Below are 26,771 nucleotides of genomic sequence, written 5' to 3' on the forward strand. Positions count from 1 at the left end.
TGTATAATGAGCCCCATCAACATATCTATCGCAACCTTCAAAAATCTATCAACATCTATATGACTACTCCATGATAAACAAGGAGCGGTATTTTTGCGGGTGCATGCCGGTATATTTTTTGAACACCGTGCTGAAATAGGTCGCGTTTTCGTAGCCGATCATCTCTGCCACCTCCAGCACCTTCAGATCCGGCGACTTGAGCAGTTCTTTGGCTGCCTCCATCCGCACCTTGGTCACGTATTCCGTTACCGTCGTTCCCGTCTCCTGCCGGAAAATGAGGCTGATATAATTGGGAGACAAATAAACCTCTTCAGCCAGACGTCCGACCGTTACATTTTCCATATAGCTGCGGTCGATAATAGTTTTGATTTTATTAATAATGCCGCTGTTTTTCCGATTGTTTTTGCGCAAAAAAAACTGCGTGACGATTCGGAATATTTCCTGCATTCGCCCGACAAGATCGGAAATATGATGCTGGCGGTACAGCTCTGTGATCACTTCCGGCAAATCGGGAAATACGGCCTCCACATTTTCACCCATCTCATGGAATGCACGCGAAGCCATATTGATCATTTCGACTCCAACGCTCTGCACGTAGCTGATCGGATAGCTGCAATCCTTCCCTATCTCCTCGAATATTTTTGTTATCGTAACGCCCACTTCCTCGACCTTGCCAAGCTTCATGTTATGAATCAGCTTGTTCTGCTGTTCATAAATGCGAGAAAAATCGATATGTACGCGACCCTCGCTAAAATCGCCAATCGGCAAAATGGCGCCATTCCCGGTAAAAAAGCGATAGTCAAGCGCCAGCTTCGCCTCCAAACAGGAGTATCTCACATCGACAATGCGATCGACGGTGTTGCCGACCCCTGCAGAAAGCGACATTTTCAGATAGGTTGAGGTGCTGTCCAGCATCTCTTTAAGGATGTCCATATGCCGGACAGCCAGGCCATCCTGATGGAAGAACAACGCGACAAATTGATTTTCATGCGGACTGAATACGATGACCGAACGATGACGCTGCGCGATTTCCTCCAAAATGTTGCTGACAGAAAACATGATTAATTGTCTGTTTTCCTCGCTGAAACGCTCTACCGCTTCCTCGTAGTCGTCGATTGTCAGTGCCGCGGCAATTACGCTCCTTTCGGCAAACTCGCTCAGCCCAAAAAACCGGAGCTTGCTTGCGAGCTCCTCCTCGCCCCGAAACATGCCCGATGCCAAACCAGCCAGGAAACGTTCCCGCAAAGCCGGCAAATTTTCCTGCAACTGCCGCTTCAGCCGCTGCTCCCTTTCTTCCCTCGAACGCTCCCGCCGTACGGATTCCGCCACCTCCAGCATCACCGTTTCCAGCTCGTCCACCTTGATCGGCTTCAAAATATAGCCATCTGCCTTTAAATTCAAGGCGGTCTTGGCGTAATGGAAGTCCTGTACCCCGCTAATAATGACAATGCGGACCGAACTGCCCGAGCTTCGCAAATAATCAGCCGCCTGCAGACCGTCCAACTCCGGCATGCGAATGTCGGTCAATACGATGTCGGGCTGCAGCCTTGTGCACAGATCCAGCAATTCAGGACCATCGGCCGCTGTGGCCGCAACCTCAATGTCCAGCTTATCCCACTCCACGACATCCTTTAAACCTTCGCGCACATTGTATTCGTCGTCGGCAATAATCATTTTAAGCTTCATCGTGCGTGACTCCTCCTGTGTTCCGGCACAGAAACCGGACAATGACCGTTACGCCTTCTTCGCCCTCAGACTTGCGGAACTCGATTCCCGAATCGTCGCCGAACACTTGACGGATGCGCTGATTGACGTTGCTCAGACCGTAGGAACGACCGTTGTCCCCGCGCAGCATCGCATTCAACTGTTCCGCAGGCGCGCCGACTCCGTTGTCTCTGATTTCAATTTCAATCCACTCTCCCGACCGACGTGCGTGAATATAGACATGACCGACGCCCCGTTTCTTTTCTATGCCATGCACCAGACTGTTTTCCACAATCGGCTGCAGGGTCAGCTTGACAGCTGCATAACCGTAAACCTCCGGCTCAACCTCGATCGTAAAGGTCAGCTTCTCCTTAAATCTGATCTGCTGAATCGATAAGTAGCTTTCGACCTGCCGCAACTCATCCTCAATCGGAATAATATCCTGCCCCTTGCTCAGGCTGTAGCGAAAAAAATCCGACAGCGCCGTCACCATTTTACTAATATCCGGCACCTTATGTCTTAAAGCAATCCAGTTGATTGAATCGAGCGTATTGTATAAAAAGTGGGGATTGATTTGCGCCTGCAGCGCCTTTAGCTCCGCTTCTTTCTTGCGCACTTCGGAGACGTACAACTCGTCGATCAGTTCCTTTATGCGGCGAATCATCTGATTGTATTGGCTGAACAGATACGTAAACTCGTCCTTGCGATGATATTGGATCTGGATATCGAAATTGCCGCTTCTGGCATACGCCATCACTTTGATGAATTTGCGAATTGGACTCGTAATATTTCCCGACAGCCACAGCGCGATCAGAAACGCAACCACCATGCAAGCGGCAAGCACAATGTACATCACTTGTCGAAACGCGACCAGCTTGCCATTCAAATCGCTGACGGGAGACAGAGATAGAATAGTCCAGCCAAGCGAATCGATGGACCGGGCGGATGCGAGCCACTCCTCTCCGTTCAGCACAGCCTCCCTCGGGCCAGCATCAAGGTGTAATTGTTGTTCCGCAAAAAAGGGAGGGCCAATGCCGACAATATCGCCGTTTGCTATTGCGGCATCGGAGGCGGCCACTACCCTGTAACGGTCGTCCACAATGGCGATCACGCTGTTGACAGAGGGCTTCATCTCGGCAATTATGGTAGTGAACTCGTCTATATCGGCCTGAACGGTCAGCAGACCGACGTAGGGTATCGTCGCATTGCGCAGGCCGAACAGCCGCTTGGCAAGCACGATGCTATGCTCCGTCATTCCTGGTATCTCGCCCGGGGAAAGCGCGACGATCGAATATTTCTGCTTGGGCGGCAAGTCGTAATACCAGTCCTCACGCTCCACTTGACTGATGGGCGACACGTATTGCGAAAAATTGTATTGCGCATATTCGGGACGATCGAGCATGTACAGACGCAATGTAAACTCTCGGCTCTGATCTCCCGGCAAATCGTAGCTGCCCACAAGCTTATTTAGGCTGGCAAGCTCATTCACAATACCGACCTGTTCAAGCGGGCGATCGGCGGACAGCAGCTCCGTCATATCGGGATTTAGATAAATGGAACCCGCGATTTGCTCCATTTCTTCGATTTTGTTCAGCAGCGCTCTCTCCGCTGAAACCAGGTTTTTCTGAAGCGTGGCCTCAATATTGCCCTTGATTGTACGGATCGATTCGTTGTAGATCGTGACGGAAATGACCGAGGTCGGCAATATGACCAAAAATAAAAAATAAAGCAAGAGCCGAAATTTCAGGCTGACGTTATAGAAAAGCAGATAAGGCGCTATTTTTCGTAACACATTTATCAACCCCACTTCAAGATGAGCGCTAAACTTGCTCACATTATAAAGGAGCCCTGTCCGTATGAAAACCTATTATTGTCATAATATTCTGAAATGCCTCTTCGTATCGTTCGTCATTGTGACGATCGCAGGCTGTGCAAGCGGTAATCGAGCCTCGTTCGATTCTGGCTTGGAGTCGTCTGAACCCGTCGCGAAAAAGCTGACTATAACCGTGCAGGAGAATGCTCATTCCAATACGCTGCGAAGCATGATCCGCAAATACGAGCGAACGCACCCGGACGTCAAGGTCGAAATCGTCCGACTGCCATCGGATCGATATGAAGAACTGCTCCATATGTTGATGACCTCCGGCGAAGGACCGGATCTGTTCCACGCTTCGACCAGGTGGATGGCAACCTACCTGTATAAAAACTGGCTGCTTGATCTTTCGGATTGGGTCGAGCTGGACCTGCTTGCCGAATATCCCCGATGGGCGGTCGACTACACGCGAACGAACAGCCGCTTCTATGCGCTTCCTTCAGAGCTGACCACGCTTCGGCTCGTCTATAATAAAGAGCTGTTTCGGCATGCCGGCCTCAATCCGGAGGCTCCTCCCGAAACCTTGTCAGATCTGCGCGACTATGCGATCCGAATCTCGCAGGCCGGTCAGGGTTATCGCATCTATGGCTTTGCCCTTCCCGCAGGAGAGAACGAGACGCTCCATCAAGCACTGGAGGCGGGCAGCACTCGCAGCGGCCATTACTACTACCGCTATGAGGACGGCGTATACGATTTCTCCGTCTATCTGCCCTGGTTCGAAACCATTCTCGAAATGAAGCAAGAGGGGGGCGTGTTTCCCGGCGAAACCTCGCTTTCCATGGATACAGCTCTGACACAATTTGCAGAAGGTTATATCGGCATGATGTACATGACCAACCGCGACTTTTTTGCGTTGACACAAAGCATGGAGGATTATTCCTCGCTTGGCGTCGCCCTGCCTCCTGTCTATAGCGACGCTGTGAAAGACAACGGCGCCCTGATGCTCACGCTGCAAGCCCCGCTTGTCGTCCATAACCATACCGAATACAGGACAGAGGCGGTCGATCTCTGGAAAACGCTGCATACCGAGGCTTTCCAGGATCAGCTATTCCGGGAAGATCTGTCGATTCCCGTTCGGCGAATGTCCGTCATGAACGCCGAAACGGATCGTGCGTTAAGCTCCTTTCAGCCGATAGGTCAGGAATCTCCTTACCCTCAAGAGCCCAAATTCATTTTAGAGAATCGCTCTGTCGATAATTTCGCGAATCTAAGCGATTCGCTTCGCATGGGCGCTTACCGGGACATCTTGCTGGGCATCACAGCCCCCGAAGAAGCATTGAACAGCTTGTCCGGGCAATACAATCGTTCGCTCGAAAATGCCATCTATCGCGGCCTTATTAATATGGAGCACTATATCTATCCCGAATTCGATCCTCTCCAGCCCATTCACGAAATCAAATAGAATTTTAAAGATTGCTGTAGATTATTTTATTCAGCCTCTTGAAAGCGGTCTCTATAATGAAAGCGAACAACAATTACAGCTAACGGGGGTATGAACGGGAATGAAAATGAAGAAACGCTTTACCAATCTGCTGGCGCTGGCGGTCAGCGCGGCGCTTATCCTTACCGGTTGTTCCGGCAAAAGCAACGGCAACGACAGCACGCAGGTTGCCAGCAATCTGCCCTCCGGCACCACACCGGAAGCAGCCACAGAGGCAACGCCGACGCCACTTCCGCCGGTTGAACTGAGCATCTACTACCCAGGCGACGAACAAAAGGATGCGGCTCTAGTCGAAGCGCGGCTGAATGCGCTGCTGGAGGACAAGATCAACGCTACAGTCAAAATCAACGCCGTAAGCTGGGGAGATTGGACACAGAAAATTAACCTGATGGTTTCAGGAGGAGAACCGTTCGACCTGATGTTTTCGGCAAGCTGGGATCGCTTTGGCAGCAATGTGGCCAAGGGCGCTTTCCTGCCTCTCAACGATTTGATCGATGACTATGCGGTCGAGTTGAAGGAAGGCATGCGCTCTGAATATTTCAATGCGACCTCGGTTGACGGTAAAATCTATGCGGTGCCCGTCCAGAAGGAGCTTGCGCAGCAATTCGGACTGGTTCTGAGTAAACCTCTTGTTGAAAAATATCAATTCGATTTGAGCACCATCAACAAGCTGGAGGATATCGAGCCTTGGCTCCAAACGATCAAGGACAATGAGCCTGATATCGTTCCGCTGTGGGCCAGCCGCACTCTCTCTGGACTTCAACCGTTCGAGGCTGTCGGAAGCAGCGCAATTCCTGGCTCCATCTACAGAGGCGGAGAACCAACGGTGTTCAACAAATTCGAATCTCCCGAAACGCTTGAGCTGCTCACGATGCTCCGCGCCTGGAATTTAAAAGGTTTCTTCCAGGATGATCCCGCAACGCAAAAAGACGCAACGGCTCACAACAAGAGCGGTCGCGTGTTCGCTCAACAACTGCAGCTGAAGCCGGGCAAGGATGTCGAGTTTAGCGTCCAGCAAGGCCATGAGTTTGTACAATTGGAGCTTACGGACGCCTATACGACGAGCGGAGACATTACAGGCGCCCTGACCGCCATTTCCCGCACATCAAAAAATCCTGAACGCGCCATGATGCTGCTCAATTTACTCCATACGGATGCCGAAATTTTGAACACGCTCGTGTTCGGCGTCGAGGGTACGCATTTCATTCGCAACGGCAATATAATCAGCAAGCCGGACGGTCTTGAAGAAAGCGGTTATGTACCGGGTATCAACTGGATGTTCGGCAACCAATTCCTGAATTACTTGTGGGACAATGAGGATCCGCTCAAATGGGAGAAGTTCCGTGAATTCAATGAAAGCGCGACACCTTCGGTATTGCTCGGGTTCAGCTACAATCCCGAGCCGGTTACGAACGAAGAGGCTGCGATCAGCAATTTATTCGATCAGTATATCGACGCCCTGTTTACCGGTGTCGGCGATCCCGCAAAGCTGCTGGAGGAATTCAACGATAAAATGAGAAAAGCCGGTATGAACAAAATTCTTGAAGAAAAGCAAAAGCAGGTCAACGAATTCCTGAATCGATAGCAGGTGTCGCCACTGCCGCAAGCGGACCGGGTTCCATGCAGATCAGGAACCCGGTCCTTTTATAGAAAAGGAGAGCATACGATGTCCATCATGAACGCCGTACAACGCCAATACAAGCGAACAATCAAATATCGCGTCCTGTTTCTTATGCTGCTGCCGGCAACCGCCGTCCTGATCTTCAACAATTATATTCCGATGGCGGGCGTCATCGTCGCCTTCAAAACCTATACCTTTGACGGCGGCATATACGGAAGTCCCTGGGCCGGTTTTAACAACTTCAAGTTTCTGTTCCAGACCGAAGAAGCCTGGATCGCTACACGTAATACCGTTCTGTACAACGGAGCATTTATTATCATTAATACGGTCGCAGCCATCACGCTGGCCATTGCGCTTAACGAACTGCGGAATCGCCGGCTTGCGAAGTTTTATCAGAGCAGCCTGCTGTTCCCTTACTTCCTCTCCTTTGTCGCGGTCAGTTACCTGGCTTACGCCTTTCTCGGCGGAGGAACGGGTTTTATCAATAAATCCATTTTGGAGCCGCTCGGCCTCTCCCCCGTCTCCTGGTACAGCGAACCCGCGCACTGGATCTATATTTTACCCATCGTAAATCTGTGGAAGGGCGTTGGATATACGATGATCGTTTATCTAGCCTCGATTGTGGCCATCGACCCGGAGTATTACGAGGCCGCTCTCATAGACGGCGCATCCAAGCGGCAACAAATTATGAAGATTACCATTCCGCTTATGATGCCGGTTATCATTATTATGATTATTCTGCAAATCGGGCGCATCTTCAACGCCGACTTCGGTTTGTTTTATCAGGTTCCGCTGAACAGCGGGCCGCTATATCCGACAACCAACGTTATCGACACCTTTGTATACCGATCCTTCCTGCTTAACGGCAACGTCGGCATGTCCGCAGCAGCCGGTTTTTACCAAGCGATGGTCGGGCTAGTCATTGTCTATCTGACCAACTATACCGTACGCAAGATCAGCAAAGAAAACGCATTATTCTGAGGAGAGATCTCATTCATGATCAATCGCATTTCCTGGAGCTCGAATCTGCTGTTAAACCTTCTATTTGTAATTGCCACGCTGGCCTGCCTGTTCCCGGTTCTGATTGTCGTTTCGGTATCGCTGACGGACGAGAACGCCATTATCCGCAGCGGCTACCGTATTATTCCGGAGCAGTTTTCATGGTATGCCTATGAATTTCTGTTTAAGGATTACGCCAAAATTGTTCGCGGCTACACCGTGTCCATTGTCGTCACCCTCCTTGGAACCTTTATCAGTCTGTTGCTGACCTCCTTGTTTGCGTATCCGCTGTCGCGTCGCGACATGCCGTTTCGGAATCCGATTTCCTTTTTCGTTTTTTTCACCATGCTGTTCAACGGCGGTCTTGTGCCTTGGTATCTCACTTACTCTGCAGCAGGGCTTAAAAACACGCTTGCAGCTCTTATTATTCCGCTGCTGATCGTCCCATTTAACATCATCATTATGCGAATTTTCTTTACGAATACCATCCCCGACTCGCTTGTCGAATCGGCGAAGATCGACGGAGCCGGCGAATTTCGCATCTATGGCCGGATCATTTTGCCGCTGTCGCTCCCGGTCATGGCTACGATTGGCTTGTTCCAAACGTTGAACTATTGGAACGATTGGTTCAACAGCATGGTGTTCATTAGCAACAACGATCTGGTCAGCCTGCAATATTTGATGTACAAGGTCATTAATCAAATTCAGTATTTAACCTCCGGCATGGTGGATGCCACTATCGCCGGTCAAGAGCTTTCCAAGATCCCCACTGAAACCGTCCGCATGGCGATGGCCATTGTCGGTATCGGACCGATCGTCTTCGTCTATCCATTTGTGCAAAAATACTTTGTCAAAGGTCTTACGATCGGCGCGGTTAAAGGATGACAATTAGTAGAGCTGAGCTAAAAGGCGGGAGAGATATAAAGTGGGATGGTTCGAAACACGCAAGCAAGAGCTTATGCAGCAAAATCCGGAAAGAACAATATCGATCCAACAAATTGACGAATATTGGAACAGCATTTTGCAGAAGCAGTCCCTCATTCCTTTACTGGTGTCAAGAGAAACTCAGAATTCGCCGTATTCGACCGTTCGTGTCGACAAACTAACCTTTCAAGGGTTCGACGAGACGCCCGTCCACAGCTGGCTGCTGCTTCCTCGCCAGGAACTGGAGGTGAATCCGTTGCCGTGCGTTATTGTGTATCAAGGCTACATGGGTGATCGCGGACTGCCCGACCGCTATGCGCCTTGGCTGCTTCGCGGCTTCGCCGTTCTGGCCGTTGACGCCCGCGGACAAGGCGGTCAAACGGGCAGCTGTCTTCCGCTTAGCGAAGGTTGGGTAAAAGGCTGGGTTACGCAAGGTATCTGCCATATTGACGAGAGCTATTATAAGGCGATCATCCTGGACGCCGTACGAGCCATCGACGCTGCGGCAGCACAACCGGAGATCGACAAATCGCACCTGGCGGCAGTTGGCGGGAGCCAGGGAGGCGGTCTGGCTCTACTGACTGCGGCTTTGCACCCGCAGCTAGGAGTCTGCGTCGCAGATATCCCGAATATGTGCCATCTCGAATACGGACTCATGCATTCCACAGGCTCTCTAAGCGAAATTGCCGCTTATTTGAAACGGTATCCCGAACGTCTGCCGGCCATCCGCCAAACATTGGCCCATGTCGATTTGCTCAATCTGGTTCATCGCATCTCTATCCCTGTCATGATCTCTGTCGGCTGGAAAGACGCGATTTGTCTGCCCGAAACGATCTACGCGTTATATAATCGGCTTGACGCTCCCAAACAATTGATCGACTATCCGTTTTCCGGACATGAGGTCAGCGAACATCAGCATTCGCTGGGCATGGATTTTGTGACCGCGACTTTTCGCAACCAGGCAAAAACGCCTTAGGCGTCCTCCAGACGATGAATCACTAATAAAGAGCAGCATGACTTCCCCGGGGAGGGGACAGTCATGCTGCTCTTATTGAAATTGCTCTTCCTTAAGATTTAGGCGCAAGCGTATGGATCGGGTGACCCATGGCGAGTTCCGCCGTATCCATCGTAATTTCGCCCAGCGTCGGGTGCGCATGGATTGTCAGCGCGATATCCTCGATCGTCGCGCCCATCTCGATCGCAAGGCCAAGCTCCGCGATCATGTTGGAAGCTTCGACGCCCGCGATTTGCGCACCGAGCACAAGGCCCGTATCCGCGTCATGAACGAGCTTCATGAAGCCGTCCGCTCCGCCCAGCGTCACCGCGCGGCCGTTGCCGCCGAACGGGAACTTGCTGGATTTCGCGTTATGGCCTTTTTCCTTCGCTTCCTTCTCCGTGTAGCCGACGCTTGCGCATTCGGGGTCGGAGAACGCGACGGCCGGAATGCACTTGTAGTCGACCTTCGAAGGCAAGCCCGCGATCGCTTCCGCGGCCACTTTCGCTTCGTAGGAAGCTTTGTGCGCCAGCGCCGCGCCCGGCACGATGTCGCCGATCGCATAGATGTGCGGGATGCTCGTACGGCATTGGTCGTCGACTTCGATCAGGCCGCGCTCGCCGACCTTCACGCCGATCAGATCGAGTCCGAGCTCTCCGTCCGTGTTGGGACGGCGTCCTACGGTCACGAGCAAGTAATCGGCCGTTACCGTCTTCTGCTCTCCGCCGACTTCGTACGTCACCGTGACGTCCTTGTCGGATTGCTCCGCGCCTTTGGCCAGCGCGCCGTTGACGATCTCGACGCCGGACTTCTTCAGCTTCTTGACCACCAGCTGGCTCATGTCCTTGTCGAAGCCCGGAAGAATCGTGTCCGCTCCCTCGAGCACAGTCACCTTCGTGCCGAACTTCGCGTACATTTGACCAAGCTCGATGCCGATGTAGCCGCCGCCGATAACGACAAGGCTCTTCGGCAGCTCAGGCAGCGACAGCGCTTCTGTCGAAGACAGAATGCGTCCGCCGAACGGGAACGGCTTCAGCTCGATCGGACGGGAGCCAGTCGCGATGATGCAGTTTTTGAAACGGTAGCGCGGCGCTTCCTGATCGTTGAACAGACGGGCTTCGTTCTCGTTGATGAACATAACCTCGCCTTGGAACATTTGCACCTTGTTCGCCTTCAGCAGCATTTCCACGCCGCTCGTCATTTTGTTGACGACGGAGTTTTTGTAGTCTTGCACTTTGCCGAAGTCGACGCCGACGTTGTCCGCGGACAAGCCGAAGTCGGCTGCGTGCTGCATCGCTTCGTAGTGGTGCGCCGAGTTGATCAGCGCCTTGGACGGGATACAGCCGACGTTCAAGCAGACGCCGCCGAACTTGCCTTTGTCCGCGATGATGACCTTCTGTCCCAATTGAGCGGCGCGGATGGCCGCGACGTATCCGCCGGGGCCCGCACCGATAACGAGCAAATCAATATCCAGAGAAGCGTCTCCTACGACCATGTCTTATACCTCCATAACAAGCAGTTCCGGATCGTTAAGCAGCTGCTTGATGTAATTTAAGAAGTTTTGCGCCGTTGCGCCGTCGATAATGCGGTGATCGAAGCTGAGCGACAGAGCCATGACCGGAGCCGCGACGATTTCGCCGTTCTTGACGACGGCTTTCTCGGAGATGCGTCCCGTGCCGAGAATCGCCACTTCCGGGAAGTTGATGACCGGCGTGAAGAACATGCCTCCGGCGGAGCCGATGTTCGTGATCGAGATCGTGCTGCCTTTCAGCTCGCCGGCGCCCAGCTTGCCGTCGCGGCCGCGGGTCGCCAGATCGCGGATTTCGTTCGCGATCGTCCAGATGTTCTTGCGGTCGGCGTCGAACACGACCGGCACGAGCAAGCCGTTGTCCGTATCCGTGGCGATGCCGATGTTGTAGTACTTCTTGTACACGATTTCGTTGGCCGCTTCGTCGATCATCGCGTTCATCGCCGGGAATTCGCGGCATGCGGCGACGAGCGCCTTCACGATAAACGGCAGGTACGTCAGCTTGACGCCCTTCTTCTCCGCGACCGGCTTCGCTTTGGTGCGCAGAGCCACGAGCGCGGATACGTCGATCTCGTCCATCAGCGTCACGTGAGGAGCCGTATAAACCGACTTGACCATCGCATTGGCGATCGCCTTGCGGATGCCCTTGAACGGCACGCGCTCTTCGACGCCCGGTCCGCTGACGGCGGCGGCCACTTTCGGAGCCGCTGCTGCAGCAGGAGCTTCCGCCGCCGGTTCGGCAGCAGCCGCTTTCGGAGCGCCGCCGGAAGCGTAAGCCAGCACGTCGTCGCGGGTAATGCGGCCGTTCTTGCCGCTTCCCGCTACTTCCGCGATCGCTACGCCCTTCTCGCGAGCCAGCTTGCGCACGCTGGGCGTCGCCAGCACGAGCGCGTTCGACGCAGGCTGGGCAGCAGCCGCGGGAGCAGGAGCCGCAGCGGCTTCCGTTGCCGGCTGCTGCGCAGGCTGACCCTTCGTATCCGCGCCGCCGGTCGCGCTGTTGTCGCCGGCCGGTTGGGCATGGCTGTCCGCCGCCGGAGCTTGCTCCGGAACGTCGCCTTCCGCTTCGATGACGGCGACAAGCTCGCCGATATGCATGACTTGTCCATCTTTGGCCAGCACTTCGAGCACTTTGCCGTTAACCGGACACGGCACTTCCACGACCGCTTTGTCGTTCTGAACTTCCATAATAATATCTTCGTCCGTTACCGTCTGTCCCGGCGCGATGAGCACTTTGACGATTTCGCCTTCGTGCATCCCTTCGCCGAGTTCCGGGAACCGATATTCGAATCTCGTCACCTGGAACCCTCCTCGTCTCCGATTAGAACTGCAGCACTTGATTGGCGGTTTTCACGATGCGCGCCGGAGTCGGCAGCCACACGTCTTCGATCTGCGCGAACGGATATACCGTATCCGGGCCCGCGACGCGAAGCACCGGAGCTTCCAGGTGCAGAATCGCTTTTTCGTTGATTTGGGCGATAATTTCCGCCGCCGCTCCGGAAGTTTTCTGAGCTTCCTGAACAACGATGGCGCGGTTCGTCTTCTGGATCGAAGCGACGATCGTGTCGATGTCGAGCGGCAGCAGCGTGCGCAGGTCGATGACTTCCGCGGATACGCCGCTCTTCTCCAGCTCTTCCGCGGCCTTGACAGCCGTGTGAACCATCAAGCCGTAAGCGATGATCGTAATGTCTTTGCCCTCGCGAACGATGTTCGCTTTGCCGATCGGCACCGTATATTCGCCTTCCGGCACTTCGGCGCGGAACGCGCGGTACAAGTTAAGATGCTCCATGAAAAAGACCGGATCGTTGTCGCGAATCGCCGAGATGAGCAGGCCCTTCGCATCGTATGGGTTGGAAGGCACGATGACCTTGATGCCCGGAGTCTGGATCGCGAGGCCCTCGAGCGAATCCGTGTGCAGCTCGGCCGCTTTGACGCCGCCGCCGAACGGCGTGCGGAATACGATCGGCGAGTGGTAGCGTCCGCCCGAGCGGTAACGCATGCGCGCGGCTTGAACGAACATCTGGTCCAGCGCCTCATAGATGAAGCCTACGAATTGAATTTCCGCAATCGGACGGAAGCCTTGCACTCCGAGACCGACCGCGAGTCCGCCGATCGCGGACTCGGCCAGCGGAGTATCGAATACGCGCTGTTCGCCGAATTCCTTCTGCAGCCCTTCCGTCGCGCGGAATACGCCGCCGACGTGGCCGACGTCTTCCCCGAAAACAAGCACGCTCGGATCGCGCGCGAGCTCTACCCGCATCGCATCGCGGATCGCGTCAATCATTGTCATTTGCGCCATGCTGTTTACTCCCCCGTCATTAAGTTAACGGCCGGCTGAGGCCGTTCAAAGTAGTTGCGATGATTTATTGGAAATCCGCCTTCTGCTCTTCGAGATGCGGCGGAGTTTGTTCGAACATCGAGTCGATCAGGCCGGCTACCGTCATTTTCTCGGTTTGCTCCGCCTTCTTGATATGCTCGTTCACGGCGGCTTTCGCTTCTTCCTTCACGCGGGCCGTGTCTTCTTCCGTCCACAATCCTTTCTTGGCAAGAAACTTGCCGAAGCGGACGATCGGGTCTTTCGCGTTCCATTCCTGCTCTTCTTCCTTCGTGCGGTACTTCGTCGCATCGTCCGCCATCGAGTGAGGACGGAAACGGTAGGTCAGGCCTTCGATCAGCGTCGCGCCTCCTCCGTTGCGACCGATTTCAGCCGCCTCTTGCACGGCGGAGATGACGGCCAGCACGTCCATTCCGTCGACTTGAACGCCGCGGATGCCTGCCGCCAGCGCTTTATGCGCGATCGATTGCGCGCCCGTCTGCTTCGCGTACGGAGTCGTAATCGCATAGCCGTTGTTTTGCACGAAATAGATAACCGGCAGCTTGAAGGAGCCGGCGAAGTTCAAACCTTCGTAGAAATCGCCTTCGGAGGAGCCGCCGTCGCCAGTGTACGTAATCGCGACGCGTTTCTCGCCCTTCAGCTTGAAGCCCATCCCGATTCCCGTCGCGTGCAGAATCTGAGCGCCGATAATGATCTGCGGCATCAGAACGTTTACGCCTTCCGGAATTTGCCCGCCGTGCTGGTGGCCGCGGGAATACAGGAACGCTTGATAGAGCGGCAATCCGTGCCATACGAGCTGCGGCATGTCGCGGTAGCCCGGGCAGACGAAATCTTCCTTCGTAAGCGCGTATTCGCTGCCGACCATTGTTGCTTCCTGTCCGGATACCGGAGCGTAGAAGCCCAGACGCCCTTGGCGGCCCAGGTTGACGGCGCGATCGTCCCATGTGCGCGTAAACACCATGCGGTACATGACTTCTTTTAATTGATCGTCGGACAGTTGCGGCATGTACTCCGGATTAATGACTTCACCTTCCAGAGACAATACTTGAAGCGGCTTGACATCTTCCGACTTGACTACGTGCGGTTGAACGCCGGATTTAACCTCCGGAGCTTCCGTGGATACTTTGCTCATTGGGTTCACCTCATCTTTGATTGTGGAAGAGGGCTTTCTGTTATAGAATTATTATATCCCTGTTTAAGTGAATTGGTCAAAGAAAAACTCGTAAAAACCTTATTTTATAAAGCTTTTCTCCTATTCATGTTTATATAACAGGATAATAAATATTGTAATACAAGGTAGTACAATTTGCTGATCATACCCTCAATTGGTTTACCCATGCCCGTCAAATCCCATACCTGCCAAGGAGGCTTCCCGATGAGCGACAACCCGCTGTTCAAGAGAACGATTCACAAGCATGACGTACTCAGCCGACTGCTGCCGGAAGGCAGCCGTTCGATCCGGGTCTATCTGCCCCCCGGCTATCAGCCCTGGATGAGCTATCCTGTCGTTTATTGTCAGGACGGAGAAGAATTTTTCAACTTCGGCCGGATCGCGACCCATGCCCAAAGACTGATTCTGGAAGAGGACTGGGACCCGTTCATCGTCGTCGGAGTCGACGTGAACGTCAAAGTCCGCACCTCGGAATATGTACCGGACGGAGAACGCTACATGGCTTATACCCGTTTTTTCGCGGAGGAACTCATTCCGTGGGTAGAATCCCAGTATCCCGTACGGGATGTGCCCGAGCAGCGGCTGCTTGCCGGAGATTCCCTCGGAGGCGCCGTGTCTGTATCGCTCGCGCTCGCCTATCCCGAACTGTTCAGCCGTATTCTGTCGCTCTCGGGCGCTTTCTATGATGTCTATATGGAGCAGATTCGCAGCGCTCCCTCCTTGGAGCGGCTTAGCGTCTGGATGATCGTCGGGCTGCAGGAGACGGAATTCGCCACGGATCGCGGCACGTTCGATTTCGTCGAGTTGAACCGCCATGCGGAGAAATTGTTGAAGGAAAAAGGAGCCCGAGTCCTCTACTCGGAAAAAGACGGGGAGCACAAATGGGGGTTCTGGCAGCGCGAGCTGCCCGAGGCTCTGTCCGCATTCCTCGGACCGGAGCCTCGTTCGCTCGGTTGACTCAGCGCTGCGGGAGCTTCTCGCGTATGCGCGCCAGAAGCTTCTCGCAGCCTTCGTTGACCATCTCGTACACTTCGTCGAAGTTGCCCGTGTAGTACGGATCGGGCACATCGTCCATCCCTCTCTCCGGGAGCAGGGACAGGAAGCGGATAATTTCGGCGCGGGGCGACACTCCGAGCCTCGCCCGAATGTCCTGCTCGTTCTTCGTATCCATCGCCACGATCAGATCGAATTCCCCGCCGTCTTGCACGGAGAGCTGACGCGCCTTCATGCCTTGATAGGAAATGCTGTAGCGGTCCAGCAAGCCGCGCGTCCCCTCATGAGGCGGACGGCCGATATGCCAGTCGCCGGTGCCGGCCGAATCGACCGTCACTTCCCCGTTCAGTCCCTCCTTGTCGATCAGATGGCGCATGACCGCCTCCGCCATAGGAGAACGGCAAATATTGCCCAGACATACGAACAGCACGGAATAACTCATGACGGACCTCCCGACGCTGCGCGCAGCGAACGGCGCGGCAGCTTCCATTTATAATGTACGGACAGCATTCGGAACGCGACGACGAGCAGGAACAAGACGAACAGGAACCATGGGGCCTGCAGCTTCGATACGCCGATGACGAAGCCCGCCGCCAGCGCCCATACCGCATAAATCTCGTCGCGAAGCACGAGCGGCTTCCTGCCGGCCATAATGTCCCGCACCATCCCGCCTCCGATTCCCGTCAGCATGCCGGCGACCATGACCGCGCTGATCGGCAAATTCGCCTTGACCGCATACAGCGCCCCTTGAATCGCGAAAGCCGACAACCCGATCGCGTCGAAGAAAGCTTCGCTTCGCTTCCAGTGATGAATCCAGGAGATCGGCAGCAAGAACACGATCAGAATCGAGATGCCGGCCGTCTTGAGGAACAGCCCCTGGCTCCACAGCGTCGTCACCGGAACGCCGATCAGCAAGTTCCGGATGACCCCTCCTCCGAACGCGGTGACGAGGCCGAGCACGAATACGCCCAGAATATCGTACTCTTCCTCCATCGCCACGATCGCGCCGCTGACCGCGAACGCGATCGTTCCAATCAAGCTGAAAATTTGAAACACATCGTCCAGTTCCAACGTTAACTCTCCTCCGCTAACCCCGCTTCAATGCGCGCCCGAGCCGTCGGGCGCTTCGTTACCCATTGTAGCGGGTAGGTCTGCAGTTCCGCAACGGTCTATGCTAAAATGAATGAATAATGTCGAAACCATCATTGCTGGAGGAACTTGTTCATGTCCCGTTCCAATACCGAACGAGCTATTATATTCGCCGGCGGCCGCTTGGGCGGCTGGGCGCTGGAAGTGCCCGCTCCGGGCGATTATCTGATCGGCGCCGACCGCGGCGCCGAGTTTCTTGTCCGCCACGGACTCAAGCCCGATCTGGCGCTCGGGGATTTCGATTCCGTCACCGAAGAGGAGATGCGGCGGATCTCCCGCGAGGCCAAGCAACTGCTGGCCTGCGACGCCTTCGACAAAGATTGGACCGACACCGAGCTCGCCCTTCGCGAAGCGCTGGACCGCGGCTTCAAGCGGATTGTCGCCGTCGGCGCGCTGGGCACGCGGTTCGATCACGGCCTCGGCAACGTGCACCTGCTTCGCCAGGCGCACGAGCGGGGAGCCTCCCTGACGCTCATCGATGAGCACAACGAAATCCGGCTTTGCGCCGATCGCCTTCTCCTCGAGGCCGACTCGCGGTTTCCCTACGTCTCGCTGCTGCCTCTGTCCCTGGAAGTGACCGGAGTCACGCTGAGCGGCTTTCGCTATCCGCTGCAGGACGCCGCGCTCAAGCTGGGCTGGTCGCTCGGCATCAGCAACGTGCTGGAGGCGGAGAACGGCACCGTCGACATTTCGAGCGGATTGCTGCTCGTCATTCGCAGCCGGGACTAGGGCGTGTATGCAACCTCCGAGGATAGCAGATATGGCCGAATTTTCGTTCCATGCAAGGAACTTTTGTGAAGGCGTACCGGAGGTACGTCAAGCAAAAGTGACGCAGCAGGGGAGATGCCTCTGAGCGGGTTTGCATACACGCCCTAGACGGATACGGTCATCCCGGTAAGCGCAAGCGACACGTTGGCCGGCAGTCCGTAATCCGCACGGACGTCGACGTCGTGGGACAGATGCGTGAAGAGGACGCGCCCCGGCTTCGTCTCGGCCGCGAGCTCCGCCCCTTCTCTCATATCGTACACCGACCGGGTTTCGACCGGATAATTTTCCTCGACGAAGCTGGTTCCCAGAACGAGCAGGCTCAGACCGCGAAGAGGCGCCTTCTGCTCCGGCTCCAGATGGATCGAGTCCGAGCAGTACGCCCAGGCTCGCCCGTCCTTCTTGCTCTCGAAGCGATAAGCGTACGCATAGCCGTTCTTGCCGTGGTTCACCCTCCAAGGCGTAATCCGCCACTCTCCGTAGTCCATGCCCCCGTCGTTGGCCAGCATCGACAATTGGCCGCCGATCCAAGGGAAACGACCGACGATCTCCCGAAGCACTTCCTCGGGCGCATATAGTTTGCCTCTTTCTTCTCTCCATCTGCAAGCGTCCGCCCATTCCGTCAAGCCGCCGATATGGTCGAAGTGGGCATGGGTAATCAGCGCCTGCGCGATGCCGCGCCGGCTGATCGCCTCCATCTGCCCTCTCCAATCCGGACCGCAATCGAGCAGCAGCGGAAGTTCGCCCTCCGTCTCCAGCAAGATCGACGAACGATAACGGCGGTTCAGGCCGCCGCTCCTCGCTTCCCCGCATACCTCGCAATCGCAATACACCCTCGGCGTTCCCATCGAATCGCCGGTTCCCAGAAACGTGACTTGCATTTTCGCATCCCCTAATTTCCGTATATTTCAAGGCAGGAAAGACAAACAATGACAAGAAGAATTCTTCCCGCGAAGGAGGCGCCCCTTGAGAACCCCGTCCTTCTCTCTGCTGCAGATCAGCCTTATTTTCATCCAATCGATCGGACTCGTCAACCATGTCCTCGTCATCCCTATGCTGCTGGACGCATCAGGCAGAGACGCCTGGATCTCGACTATCGCGACGTTCCTGATTCTGATTCCTTTTTTCCTGCTGGTCGCCCGCTCGGCCAAATCGCTTAACCGGCGGCCTGCGCTCGAATATCTCGGAGAACGGTTCGGCTCCGCCGTCTCCGGGACGATCGCCGGCATATTCGTAGTCGTTCTGGCTCTGTCCGCCGCCGTTACGACCAAAGACATGACGACCTGGACAACCTCCTCCTACTTGCCGCTTACGCCCAAATACGTCGTCGCCGCTTCCTTCCTGCTGATCTGCGCGTTCACCGCTTCCAGAGGTTTGCGCTCGGTCGCCTTATCGGCGGGCATCCTGCTGCCTTTCATCGTCCTGTTCGGCGAATTCGTCATGGTGGCCAACTGGCCGCACAAAGACTACGGCTTGCTGTTCCCGCTGTTCGAGCACGGCAAGGCCGCCCTCGCCCGCGGCATTCCGTACGCCGGCTCCGGCCTGGTCGAGATTCTGATGCTGCTGTTCGTCCAACACCACATCGCTACCCCGATCAAAAACCGACATCTGCTCCTGCTCGCCGTGCTGTTGGCGGGGCTTACGTTAGGTCCCCTGATGGGCAGCATCTCGGAGTTCGGCCCCATCGAAGGCGCCATGCAGCGTTATCCCGCGTTTGAACAGTGGCGGCTTGTGAAAATCGGCTCCTTCATCGAGCACGTCGACTTCCTGTCCATTTTCCAATGGGTAAGCGGAGCGTTCGTCCGCTTAAGCTTTACTTTATGGCTGATCTCGCATTTTCTCGACCACCGCAAATACGCGCTCCCCGTCGCGTCGCTGGCGATTCTGGTTCTCGTTCTCTACCCGATCGGGGACATGACTTTCGTCTCCCTGCTGGGCAAATATTACTTTCCAGCGGATTTCTACGTCATGATCGCGATGGGGCTCATTCTGCTCTTCCTCTTCACTCTTCCCGATAAAAAACGACAAGGAGCACGAACATGACTGCCGAAGGCATCGAGAAGCTTACCGCCCGCTACCGCCGCAGCGCGGACGTCCTGTTCGACGTCGTTGCGCTTCAGGAGCGGGAACGCGCGACTTTGATCTTCTGTCCGGCGCTCTGCGACATTCAATTGATCAATCGGCTGCTGCTGCCGGAGATCCGGGAGCAATACCGTCAGACCGGGCTGAGCAAGCCGGAGGATTTGGAACGGGGCGCTTCGATCCTGCTTAAGCCCGTAACCGAACTGTCCGCTTCCAAGACGGACGCCCTGCTGTTCGGTGGCAACGTTCTGATCGGCTTCTCCCATCTGGATGCGCTCTTCTCGTTCCATGCGTGCAAATTCCCGGAACGGCAAACCGAAGAATCGAATATCGAAGTGTCCATCCGCGGTCCCAAAAACGGACTGGTCGAGTCGATCGAGACGAACTTCGGCCTGCTTAGACGCTATATGCCCGTGCATACCGTTTCGTTCGAGACGTTCGAGATCGGCACGAAGACGGCAACGAAAGTCGGACTCGTCTTCGATTCGGAGAAGATCGGCGACGATCTGCTCGCAGACATTCGCGAACGGCTGGAGAATCTGAGCGGACGGGTCGAGGAACTGATCAGCTCCACGCAGTTGGAAGAGCAGATCTCCGACACCCCGTACAGCCTGTTCCCGCTTACGATCTATACCGGACGGCCGGATTTCGTGACGTCCTGCGTGCTCAGAGGACGGTTCGCGATCGTCATCGACGGCGTTCCCGGAGCGATGGTCGCCCCGATCTCGCTCTCTATGCTGCTGAAGACGCCGGAAGACGCGCATTTCAACTTCCTCTCCGCGTCCTTCGGGCAAATCCTGCGCCTGTTCAGCCTGCTCGTCGCCATATTCCTGCCCGGCTTCTACATCGCTCTCACGGGTTATCATCAGGATCAAATTCCGTTCCCGCTGCTTGCCACCATCGTGACGACAAGACTCGGCATTCCGCTCAGCACGCCGATGGAGATGGTGCTCGTGCTGACGCTTCTCGAAATGTTCAAAGAAGCCGGCTACCGGCTGCCCTCGATGATCGGCCAGACGCTGACAGTCGTCGGCGGCCTCATCATCGGCGACGCCGCCATCCGGGCCGGGCTGATCTCTCCGTCGATGGTCGTCATCGCCGCCATCTCGACCGTGGCCGGCTCTACGCTCATCAGCCAGACGCTTAGCGGCACTGTCAGCATTTTGCGCTATTCGTCCGTCTTTATCAGCGCGGCTTTAGGCGTATACGGCTTTATGCTGTCCGTTCTTTTTCTGCTTGTATACTTGACTAGCCTGACGTCGTTCGGGGTTTCCTTCCTCTCTCCCCTGGCTCCGATCTCAGCGAAGGATATCGGCAGAGCCTTGCTCATGTATCCCCGCAAGCTGGGCGCTTTCGTTCCCGGATACTTAAGAAAGCGATCTTAACGAGGTTGTTCAATACCTTAAAGGAATGAGCCGATTTGTCCAAACTGCTGAAGCTGCTCCTGACGCTGCCAATCGCCCTCGTCGCCGTAACGCTGTCCGGCTGCTGGGATTATAACAACATCGACCGGATGAACTATTTGACGTCGATGAGCATCGACTACGACGAAGGGCAATTCATCGTCTATCTGCAATCCTCTCACTTCACCGGCATCGCCAAAAGGGAAGGAGCGCCTATAGACGCCAAACCGCAGGACGTCATCGGCATCGGTCGTGGCAAAACCATCGGCGATGCGATCTTCAAAGTGTATCGTTCCGAGCAGATCCCGATCTATTGGGGGCACGTTAAGGCGATGGTTTTCACGAAAAGAGCGCTCCGCAACGTCGGCATCATCGATCTGACGGACCTAGTCAACCGTTACCGGGAAATCCGCTACAACCTATGGGTGTTCGGAACGGAGGAACCGATCGAAAAGTTGTTAAACGCGCTTCCCTATTACAACCGTTCTCTGTACGATTCGCTGCTGATGAAGCCTGCCGAATCTTACAGGCAATTTTCCCATATCCAACCGGTCTACCTGTATCGCTTTCTGTCAGACACCTTCGAAAGCGGAAAAACCGCCATGCTCCCCAGGCTCGCGATCGAGCGCGGCGACTGGATCGAAGGCGGCAAACCGATCTCCCTGCTGACAATGAACGGCGGCTACTTCTTCCAAGGAACCGACTATGTAGGCGAGCTGAATTGGGAGCAGCTAAAAGGCAAGCGGTATCTGGACCATAAAATGTTCCGGATACCGCTTACGATCGAATATGGGGACCAGCCCGTCGTCACTTTCGTCCTTCGCATAAAGGATTTCAAGATCGGTTACGCCGTCCGAGACGGCCGGCTTAACTTTACGCTGGACATCAAGGTTAAAGCCTTCATCGACGAGATGATGGAAAATCTCGACGAACCGAAAATGAAGCGCATGCTGGAGCAAGAAATCGAGAGAACCGTAAGATCCACCTACGACGCGGGCAAAGACATTCGCGCCGACGTTCTGAATCTGGGCTACCCGGTCTTCAGATACCATCATGCGGATTGGAAAACTTATTTGCGCGGCGAAGGCTTCCAGTCCTCCTCGCTCGGTGCGGTTCGCGTTCGGGCGATGATCACGCATTCCGGCAAGTACAAAGGACGGATCGCCAACCTATAGCGGGAGCAGGCTCACCTCGTCGCGAGCTTCCAGCCCGCGGATCATCTCTTCCCATTCCTTCGGCTTGTTCGGCAACGCCGAATAGTACTGCCGGAGGAAGCGGACGATCAATTCGGCGGGCAGCGATCCGCGCGTCTCGTCGACCGGGAAGAAGCCAAGGTCGAGCTCTGCGACCGCCTTGCCTTCGTGATCCCACGACGGATGCACATACGAGAGATCCAGCTTCTGATAGCCGATATGGGACAGCACCTCGCGTCTTACGGCCGGATGCATCGGAAGCACGTTGCCGAATTTCAGCGAAGATACAGCATGCGGACGGTAGATTTCGGCGAACATGCCGATCGACTCCGTGCCGCTAAGACGCTGCAGCCTTTCGAGGTCCCGGGATCGCTCCACGTACAGGAAGCGGCCGATGCCCAGCCCCATCGCCCCGATAATCGTAAAATCGGTCATCGCCACCCGCATCTCCGGGTAGTAGCGATATTCCGTCGCTCCGACGACGGCGTCGTTATGAACCGCGACATAGACGTGAATGTCCGGATCTTCGAGCGCTTCTTGCCACAACTCGAACGCGAGCACTTCCTCCGGAGGGAAGATGGTGCTCATCAGGCGGTGCATCTCCGCAAATCTTGGATCCTCGATCGAACGAACGCGAATATATTCCATATCATCTCTCCGTCTTAAAGGGATTTCGCCATTCCATTAACGCCGCATAATTCAGTGATTGTTCGTCTTCCAAGTATTCGGCGGCGACTCCGATCGGCAGCCTTCCGCAACGCAGCATGAACGTGATGACCGGATCGTTCAGCTCCCCTTCACATACCTTCCGAACATACTCTTCGGGCCCGAGCTTGTCGGAATGGGCCTTGTAACCGGGCATTCGCCCTCCTCCGAGCAGCCTGCGGCAGCCCAGATGAACGACCGTCTCGTACATCGACTGCATCAGCCATTTGCCCAGCCCTAATTTACGATATTGCGGATCGACGCAGAGATCGACGACATAGACCGTGTCTCCGTCCGGTTCGTGATTGCGTATGTAGCCGTCGTCCGTCATCGAAGCCCAGTCGTGCGGCCCGTCGCGGGGAACCGTTACCCGCAAAGCCGTCATCGAACCTACGATCTTCCCTTCCGCCTCCGCGCACAACGCCCCTTCGGGAAAACGGACTACGTGCTCGGTCAACTGCTCCTCGTTCCACCACAGCTCGGACGGAAAAGGCGGCGGAAAACACCTCGCCTGCAAGGCGACCAGACTCGCGAAGTCCCCCCTTCCATAGTTGCGGATCGTCAGCGGCAGCATGCGGCGTTCGTCGGACACTTTCATCTGTTTCAGCACGTTCTCACCCCCTGCTGCCGTTTCGGGCTTGGGTGCTCAGGGCTGTCCCTTAAGCAAAAGAGTCGTACCGAACGATTATCGATGGATGCAGGGTAATGGGCATCTATCTCCTTCCGATGCGAGATACCCCACAAAGTGACGTTAAGCTTCGAAGCTTATTCCGATTACTTTGCGGGGGCCCCAAAAGCGCGATCCTGAAATTTTGAATGGATAGACCCGTCGCAATGTAATTTCAGGACCGTATGAGGCAGTCTCCAGGAGATAGATGCCCTTCTTTTTTCATCGATAATCTTGTACGCCCATCTTATGGGACAGCCCCTTCCCTTGCCCACTTCCTATAGTATAGGAATCCGGCGATTCGGGGCAAGCCATTTTCAGGTTAGCGCTTACGGTTCAGGGGAATGCAGGCAAAATTGAGCAAGACATGAGAAATTTCTCATGTTTTTCTAAGAATGCGATTCAAACCGTTCTCATGCCCGTTTTTTCCCTCTCCTTGGAAAACCTTAGGGAAACCTGGCTCTGCTATACTCATTCTCGTGAGCTATGAATCTTTCGGATACATTGGAGGTATCAGCATGAGCTTAAAACAAACGTTCGTCCGCAAAGTCATCGGCATCAGCCTGTGCGCAGCCATCGGCTTCACAGGACTCGCGATCGCACAAGCCCCGCAGGCATCGGCCGCGACGAAAGCGGACAAAATCATATCCCTTGGACAAAAATATCTCGGCGTAAAATATCGGTTCGGAGCGCCGTCCGGCTCGACGTCCGCGTTCGACTGCTCGAGCTTCACGCAATATATTTACGGCAAATACGGCGTTAAGCTGCCGCGCGTATCCAGCGCCCAAGCCACAAAAGGAGTCAAAGTGGCGAAAGCCAATCTGAAGCGCGGAGATCTCGTCTTCTTCACCACGTCGCGCACCGGCAAGAAAATCGGCCACGTCGGCGTATACGTAGGGAACAACAAAATGCTGCACACTTACGGCAAGCCGGGAGTCACCTACTCGTCCCTCAACTCCAGCCATTGGAAGAAGACGTACGTGACCGCCCGCCGCGTTCTCTAGTCTCTAGCTATTTATCCTATATACGCGGAGCGCAGAGACAATGTTGCACCAAAACGCAATTGAGCAGCTGGGAATTTGTTGCAACCCCCGCCTGTAAACAAAGGCAGCGCCTCAGTCCATAATCGGACGAGGCGCTGCCTTGTTTCGTTTAAATTTTGCGGGGAAGCTGGATCGAGATCGTCGTGCCGTTGTTCGGCTTGCTGTATACTTCGACGCTTCCCTCGTGGACGTCGATGATTTTCTTGGCGATCGACAGGCCGAGACCGCTGCCCCCCGTTGAACGGTGGCGAGCCTCGTCCACCCGGTAGAAGCGCTGGAACATATTCGGAATCTCGCTCTCCGGAATACCGAGACCGTAATCGGTCACCTCCAGCTTGATGCCGCTCTTCTGGTTGCGGATTCGCACGTCGATCGGCTCTTTGCTGTATTTCAGCGCGTTGTCGATAAGAATGAGCAGCAGCTGCCGGATCTTCTCCTTGTCCCCCCGCATGTAGACGAAGTGGTGGTCGGAGTGCACGCGAATGTTGCGCTGGAACGTTTTGCCCAACACCTCGGACAGCTCCCGGACGACGCTGACGACGTCGAACCGCGACACGTTCAGCCAGTTGTCCTGCTCCGCTTCGGCCAGCGTCAGCATCGAGCGGATCAAGTTCTGCAGACGTTCGGTCTCCTTGGCGATCGCTTCGATCGCTTCGTCCCGAACCGCGGCATTGTCTCTGCCCCAACGCTTCAGCATGTCGGCATAGCTGGAGATGACCGTAAGCGGCGTCTTCAGCTCGTGGGACGCGTCCGCCACGAAATGCTTCTGGCTCTCGATCGTCCGGTCCAGCCGGTCGATCATCTGATTGAACGCCCTCACCATCTGCTGCAGCTCGACCGATTCCTCCCGCCCGTTCAGCTTGACGCGGTACAGCTTGCCGCTCCGGTCGATCTCCCGCATCGTCTGCACCATCTGGCCGATCGGCCCGGTCAGACGGGACGTGAACCAATACGTGCCGAAAATGGCGAACACGACCGCGCCGATGCTCGTAACGGTCAAGGCGCCGACCAGAATCTGCAGGTAGCTGTCCAGCACGGTTAATCTGCGGGCGGCTTCCAACGTGCCGATCATCCGGCCCTGATCGAAAATCGGCTTCGACAGGAAGAGGACGCGCTGCCCGTTGATCTGCATCGTGTCCGAATAGTTGTACACCTGGTATTGCGAAGGGATCGAGAGCAGCTCTTCGTCCGTTCCGACCTTATTGACGATCTGTTCGCCGACGACGATTCTCATCATCTCGTTGTAATTGTACAGATCGCTCAGCAGCTTCGGTTCATCGAGCCCCTGCATCCCTCGCTTGCGCAAGGACTCGATGACCAGGTCCGCCTTGTTCGTGAGAAGCTGAAGCTCCCCCCGGGTCGTCACCCGAATCACGAAGAAATAGACGAAAATATTATACAGAATCAAAATAAAAATTAACCAGAAAACCGTGAATAAGGTAAATCTGGATCTGAGAGTCATGCATCGGGCTCCTTCAGCATATAGCCGACTCCGCGCACCGTGTGCAGCAGCTTATGGCGGTAACCCTTGTCCATCTTCTGCCGCAAATAACGGATGTAGACGTCGACGACGTTCGTATCGCCGATATACTCGTAGCCCCATACGTCGGACAATATTTCGTCCCGCGTCTTCTCCTCGTTCTTGTTGCGGGCCAAGTACAGCAACAGCTCGAACTCCCGCGGAGTCAAGTCGATCGAATGATCCTTCCGGTACACCTTGCGCGTCAGCAGCTCGATCGTCAAATCGCCGATCTTGAGCACGTCCTCGCTCTCGCCTTCCCGCGAAGCCTTGAATATACGCAGCAGGTTCCGCACTCTGGCGAGCAGCTCCTCCATCGCGAACGGCTTCGTGATATAGTCGTTCGCTCCGTGCTCGAAGCCGCTTACTTTGTCGGGAACCGTATCCCTGGCCGTCAGCAGAATGACCGGAACGGCCGCGTCGTTCTGCCGCAGCCGGCGCAGCACTTCGATGCCGTTCAGCTCGGGCAGCATGACGTCCAGCAGCACCAGATCCCACTCGCCGGACACGGCCATCTCCAGCCCCTTGCGCCCGTCCGCGGCCCTTCCGACGCCGTAGCCTTCGTGCTCCAGCTCCAGCTGCAGTATTCTCGCAATCGAATCTTCGTCTTCGATAATCAATATATTTTCATTTTTCATCGTCATCACCTCGTATTTATCCCACTC

Annotated in this window: 24 protein-coding genes; 11 read left to right on the plus strand and 13 right to left on the minus strand. The window is 55.3% G+C overall.

Annotated features, from left to right (window positions below; all coding sequences use genetic code 11):
* Positions 1-63: 63 nt before the first annotated feature.
* On the minus strand, positions 64-1,686 hold the full coding sequence (locus B0G52_RS05520; RefSeq protein ID WP_094042537.1) for a response regulator: 1,623 nt from the start codon (positions 1,684-1,686) through the stop codon (positions 64-66).
* The gene (locus B0G52_RS05525; RefSeq protein ID WP_143762523.1) at positions 1,676-3,538 is read right to left on the minus strand and encodes a cache domain-containing sensor histidine kinase; all 1,863 of its coding nucleotides are present in this window, start codon (positions 3,536-3,538) and stop codon (positions 1,676-1,678) included. Before B0G52_RS05525 ends, B0G52_RS05520 begins: the two co-directional genes overlap by 11 nt.
* Positions 3,539-3,560: 22 nt before the next feature.
* On the opposite strand from B0G52_RS05525, the gene B0G52_RS05530 reads away from it, so the two are divergent.
* The 5 genes from B0G52_RS05530 (at position 3,561) to B0G52_RS05550 (ending at position 9,538) form a co-directional block, all read left to right on the plus strand.
* Complete coding sequence (locus B0G52_RS05530; protein WP_094042539.1) at positions 3,561-4,979, plus strand: ABC transporter substrate-binding protein; 1,419 nt, start codon at positions 3,561-3,563, stop codon at positions 4,977-4,979.
* 100 nt (positions 4,980-5,079) lie between these two features.
* Entirely contained in the window at positions 5,080-6,603 is a 1,524-nt protein-coding gene (locus B0G52_RS05535; protein WP_094042540.1) for an ABC transporter substrate-binding protein, read from the plus strand.
* Between the two features lie 81 nt (positions 6,604-6,684).
* Positions 6,685-7,620 carry an ABC transporter permease gene (locus B0G52_RS05540; RefSeq protein WP_233162400.1) on the plus strand — a complete coding sequence of 312 codons (936 nt, stop codon included), beginning with the start codon at positions 6,685-6,687 and terminating at the stop codon, positions 7,618-7,620.
* Between the two features lie 15 nt (positions 7,621-7,635).
* Positions 7,636-8,523 carry a carbohydrate ABC transporter permease gene (locus B0G52_RS05545; protein ID WP_094042541.1) on the plus strand — a complete coding sequence of 296 codons (888 nt, stop codon included), beginning with the start codon at positions 7,636-7,638 and terminating at the stop codon, positions 8,521-8,523.
* Positions 8,524-8,563: 40 nt separating this feature from the next.
* Positions 8,564-9,538 (plus strand): acetylxylan esterase, encoded by a 975-nt coding sequence (locus B0G52_RS05550; RefSeq protein WP_094042542.1) that lies wholly within the window; start codon positions 8,564-8,566, stop codon positions 9,536-9,538.
* Positions 9,539-9,629: 91 nt separating this feature from the next.
* On the opposite strand, the gene lpdA is transcribed toward B0G52_RS05550, so the two are convergent.
* From lpdA to pdhA, 4 genes are all read right to left on the minus strand, one after another.
* Entirely contained in the window at positions 9,630-11,051 is a 1,422-nt protein-coding gene (lpdA, locus tag B0G52_RS05555) for a dihydrolipoyl dehydrogenase (RefSeq protein ID WP_094042543.1), read from the minus strand.
* Positions 11,052-11,054: 3 nt separating this feature from the next.
* On the minus strand, positions 11,055-12,380 hold the full coding sequence (locus B0G52_RS05560) for a dihydrolipoamide acetyltransferase family protein (protein ID WP_094042544.1): 1,326 nt from the start codon (positions 12,378-12,380) through the stop codon (positions 11,055-11,057).
* Between the two features lie 22 nt (positions 12,381-12,402).
* Positions 12,403-13,380, minus strand: coding sequence for an alpha-ketoacid dehydrogenase subunit beta (locus tag B0G52_RS05565; protein ID WP_094042545.1), 978 nt, complete (start codon positions 13,378-13,380; stop codon positions 12,403-12,405).
* A 64-nt stretch (positions 13,381-13,444) separates the two neighbouring features.
* Complete coding sequence (gene pdhA, locus B0G52_RS05570; RefSeq protein ID WP_094042546.1) at positions 13,445-14,548, minus strand: pyruvate dehydrogenase (acetyl-transferring) E1 component subunit alpha; 1,104 nt, start codon at positions 14,546-14,548, stop codon at positions 13,445-13,447.
* A 243-nt stretch (positions 14,549-14,791) separates the two neighbouring features.
* On the opposite strand from pdhA, the gene B0G52_RS05575 reads away from it, so the two are divergent.
* A complete protein-coding gene (locus B0G52_RS05575; RefSeq protein ID WP_094042547.1) occupies positions 14,792-15,544 on the plus strand; it encodes an alpha/beta hydrolase in 753 nt (250 codons plus the stop codon).
* 1 nt (position 15,545) lies between these two features.
* Here the strand turns inward: B0G52_RS05575 and B0G52_RS05580 are convergent, their stop codons facing one another.
* Together B0G52_RS05580 and B0G52_RS05585 are read right to left on the minus strand one after the other, a co-directional pair.
* Entirely contained in the window at positions 15,546-16,022 is a 477-nt protein-coding gene (locus B0G52_RS05580) for a low molecular weight protein-tyrosine-phosphatase (RefSeq protein WP_094042548.1), read from the minus strand.
* On the minus strand, positions 16,019-16,651 hold the full coding sequence (locus B0G52_RS05585; RefSeq protein ID WP_369827018.1) for a trimeric intracellular cation channel family protein: 633 nt from the start codon (positions 16,649-16,651) through the stop codon (positions 16,019-16,021). The genes B0G52_RS05580 and B0G52_RS05585 overlap by 4 nt, the downstream gene beginning before the upstream one ends.
* Before the next feature lie 153 nt (positions 16,652-16,804).
* On the opposite strand from B0G52_RS05585, the gene B0G52_RS05590 reads away from it, so the two are divergent.
* A complete protein-coding gene (locus B0G52_RS05590) occupies positions 16,805-17,458 on the plus strand; it encodes a thiamine diphosphokinase (protein WP_094042549.1) in 654 nt (217 codons plus the stop codon).
* 143 nt (positions 17,459-17,601) lie between these two features.
* Here B0G52_RS05590 and B0G52_RS05595 read toward each other — a convergent pair whose 3' ends face one another.
* Positions 17,602-18,375, minus strand: coding sequence for an MBL fold metallo-hydrolase (locus B0G52_RS05595; RefSeq protein WP_094042550.1), 774 nt, complete (start codon positions 18,373-18,375; stop codon positions 17,602-17,604).
* An 85-nt stretch (positions 18,376-18,460) separates the two neighbouring features.
* On the opposite strand from B0G52_RS05595, the gene B0G52_RS05600 reads away from it, so the two are divergent.
* From B0G52_RS05600 to B0G52_RS05610, 3 genes are read left to right on the plus strand one after another with little or no spacing between them, the layout of a single operon-like run.
* Positions 18,461-19,537 carry a GerAB/ArcD/ProY family transporter gene (locus tag B0G52_RS05600; protein WP_094042551.1) on the plus strand — a complete coding sequence of 359 codons (1,077 nt, stop codon included), beginning with the start codon at positions 18,461-18,463 and terminating at the stop codon, positions 19,535-19,537.
* Positions 19,534-20,961 carry a spore germination protein gene (locus tag B0G52_RS05605; RefSeq protein WP_094042552.1) on the plus strand — a complete coding sequence of 476 codons (1,428 nt, stop codon included), beginning with the start codon at positions 19,534-19,536 and terminating at the stop codon, positions 20,959-20,961. The genes B0G52_RS05600 and B0G52_RS05605 overlap by 4 nt, the downstream gene beginning before the upstream one ends.
* Positions 20,962-20,996: 35 nt before the next feature.
* On the plus strand, positions 20,997-22,154 hold the full coding sequence (locus B0G52_RS05610; protein WP_094042553.1) for a Ger(x)C family spore germination protein: 1,158 nt from the start codon (positions 20,997-20,999) through the stop codon (positions 22,152-22,154).
* Here B0G52_RS05610 and B0G52_RS05615 read toward each other — a convergent pair.
* Entirely contained in the window at positions 22,149-22,820 is a 672-nt protein-coding gene (locus B0G52_RS05615; protein WP_094042554.1) for a GNAT family acetyltransferase, read from the minus strand. The genes B0G52_RS05610 and B0G52_RS05615 overlap by 6 nt on opposite strands.
* Position 22,821: 1 nt before the next feature.
* Positions 22,822-23,475 carry a GNAT family N-acetyltransferase gene (locus tag B0G52_RS05620; protein ID WP_094042861.1) on the minus strand — a complete coding sequence of 218 codons (654 nt, stop codon included), beginning with the start codon at positions 23,473-23,475 and terminating at the stop codon, positions 22,822-22,824.
* Between the two features lie 587 nt (positions 23,476-24,062).
* Between B0G52_RS05620 and B0G52_RS05625 the strand changes: the two genes are divergently transcribed.
* Complete coding sequence (locus B0G52_RS05625; RefSeq protein WP_094042555.1) at positions 24,063-24,548, plus strand: C40 family peptidase; 486 nt, start codon at positions 24,063-24,065, stop codon at positions 24,546-24,548.
* Positions 24,549-24,696: 148 nt separating this feature from the next.
* Here B0G52_RS05625 and B0G52_RS05630 read toward each other — a convergent pair whose 3' ends face one another.
* Both B0G52_RS05630 and B0G52_RS05635 read right to left on the minus strand, forming a co-directional pair.
* Positions 24,697-26,049 (minus strand): sensor histidine kinase, encoded by a 1,353-nt coding sequence (locus B0G52_RS05630; RefSeq protein WP_094042556.1) that lies wholly within the window; start codon positions 26,047-26,049, stop codon positions 24,697-24,699.
* Entirely contained in the window at positions 26,046-26,744 is a 699-nt protein-coding gene (locus B0G52_RS05635) for a response regulator transcription factor (protein ID WP_094042557.1), read from the minus strand. The genes B0G52_RS05630 and B0G52_RS05635 overlap by 4 nt, the downstream gene beginning before the upstream one ends.
* Positions 26,745-26,771: the final 27 nt, after the last annotated feature.

It is taken from the genome of Cohnella sp. SGD-V74 (assembly GCF_003001675.1).
Lineage (GTDB): Bacteria > Bacillota > Bacilli > Paenibacillales > Paenibacillaceae > Cohnella.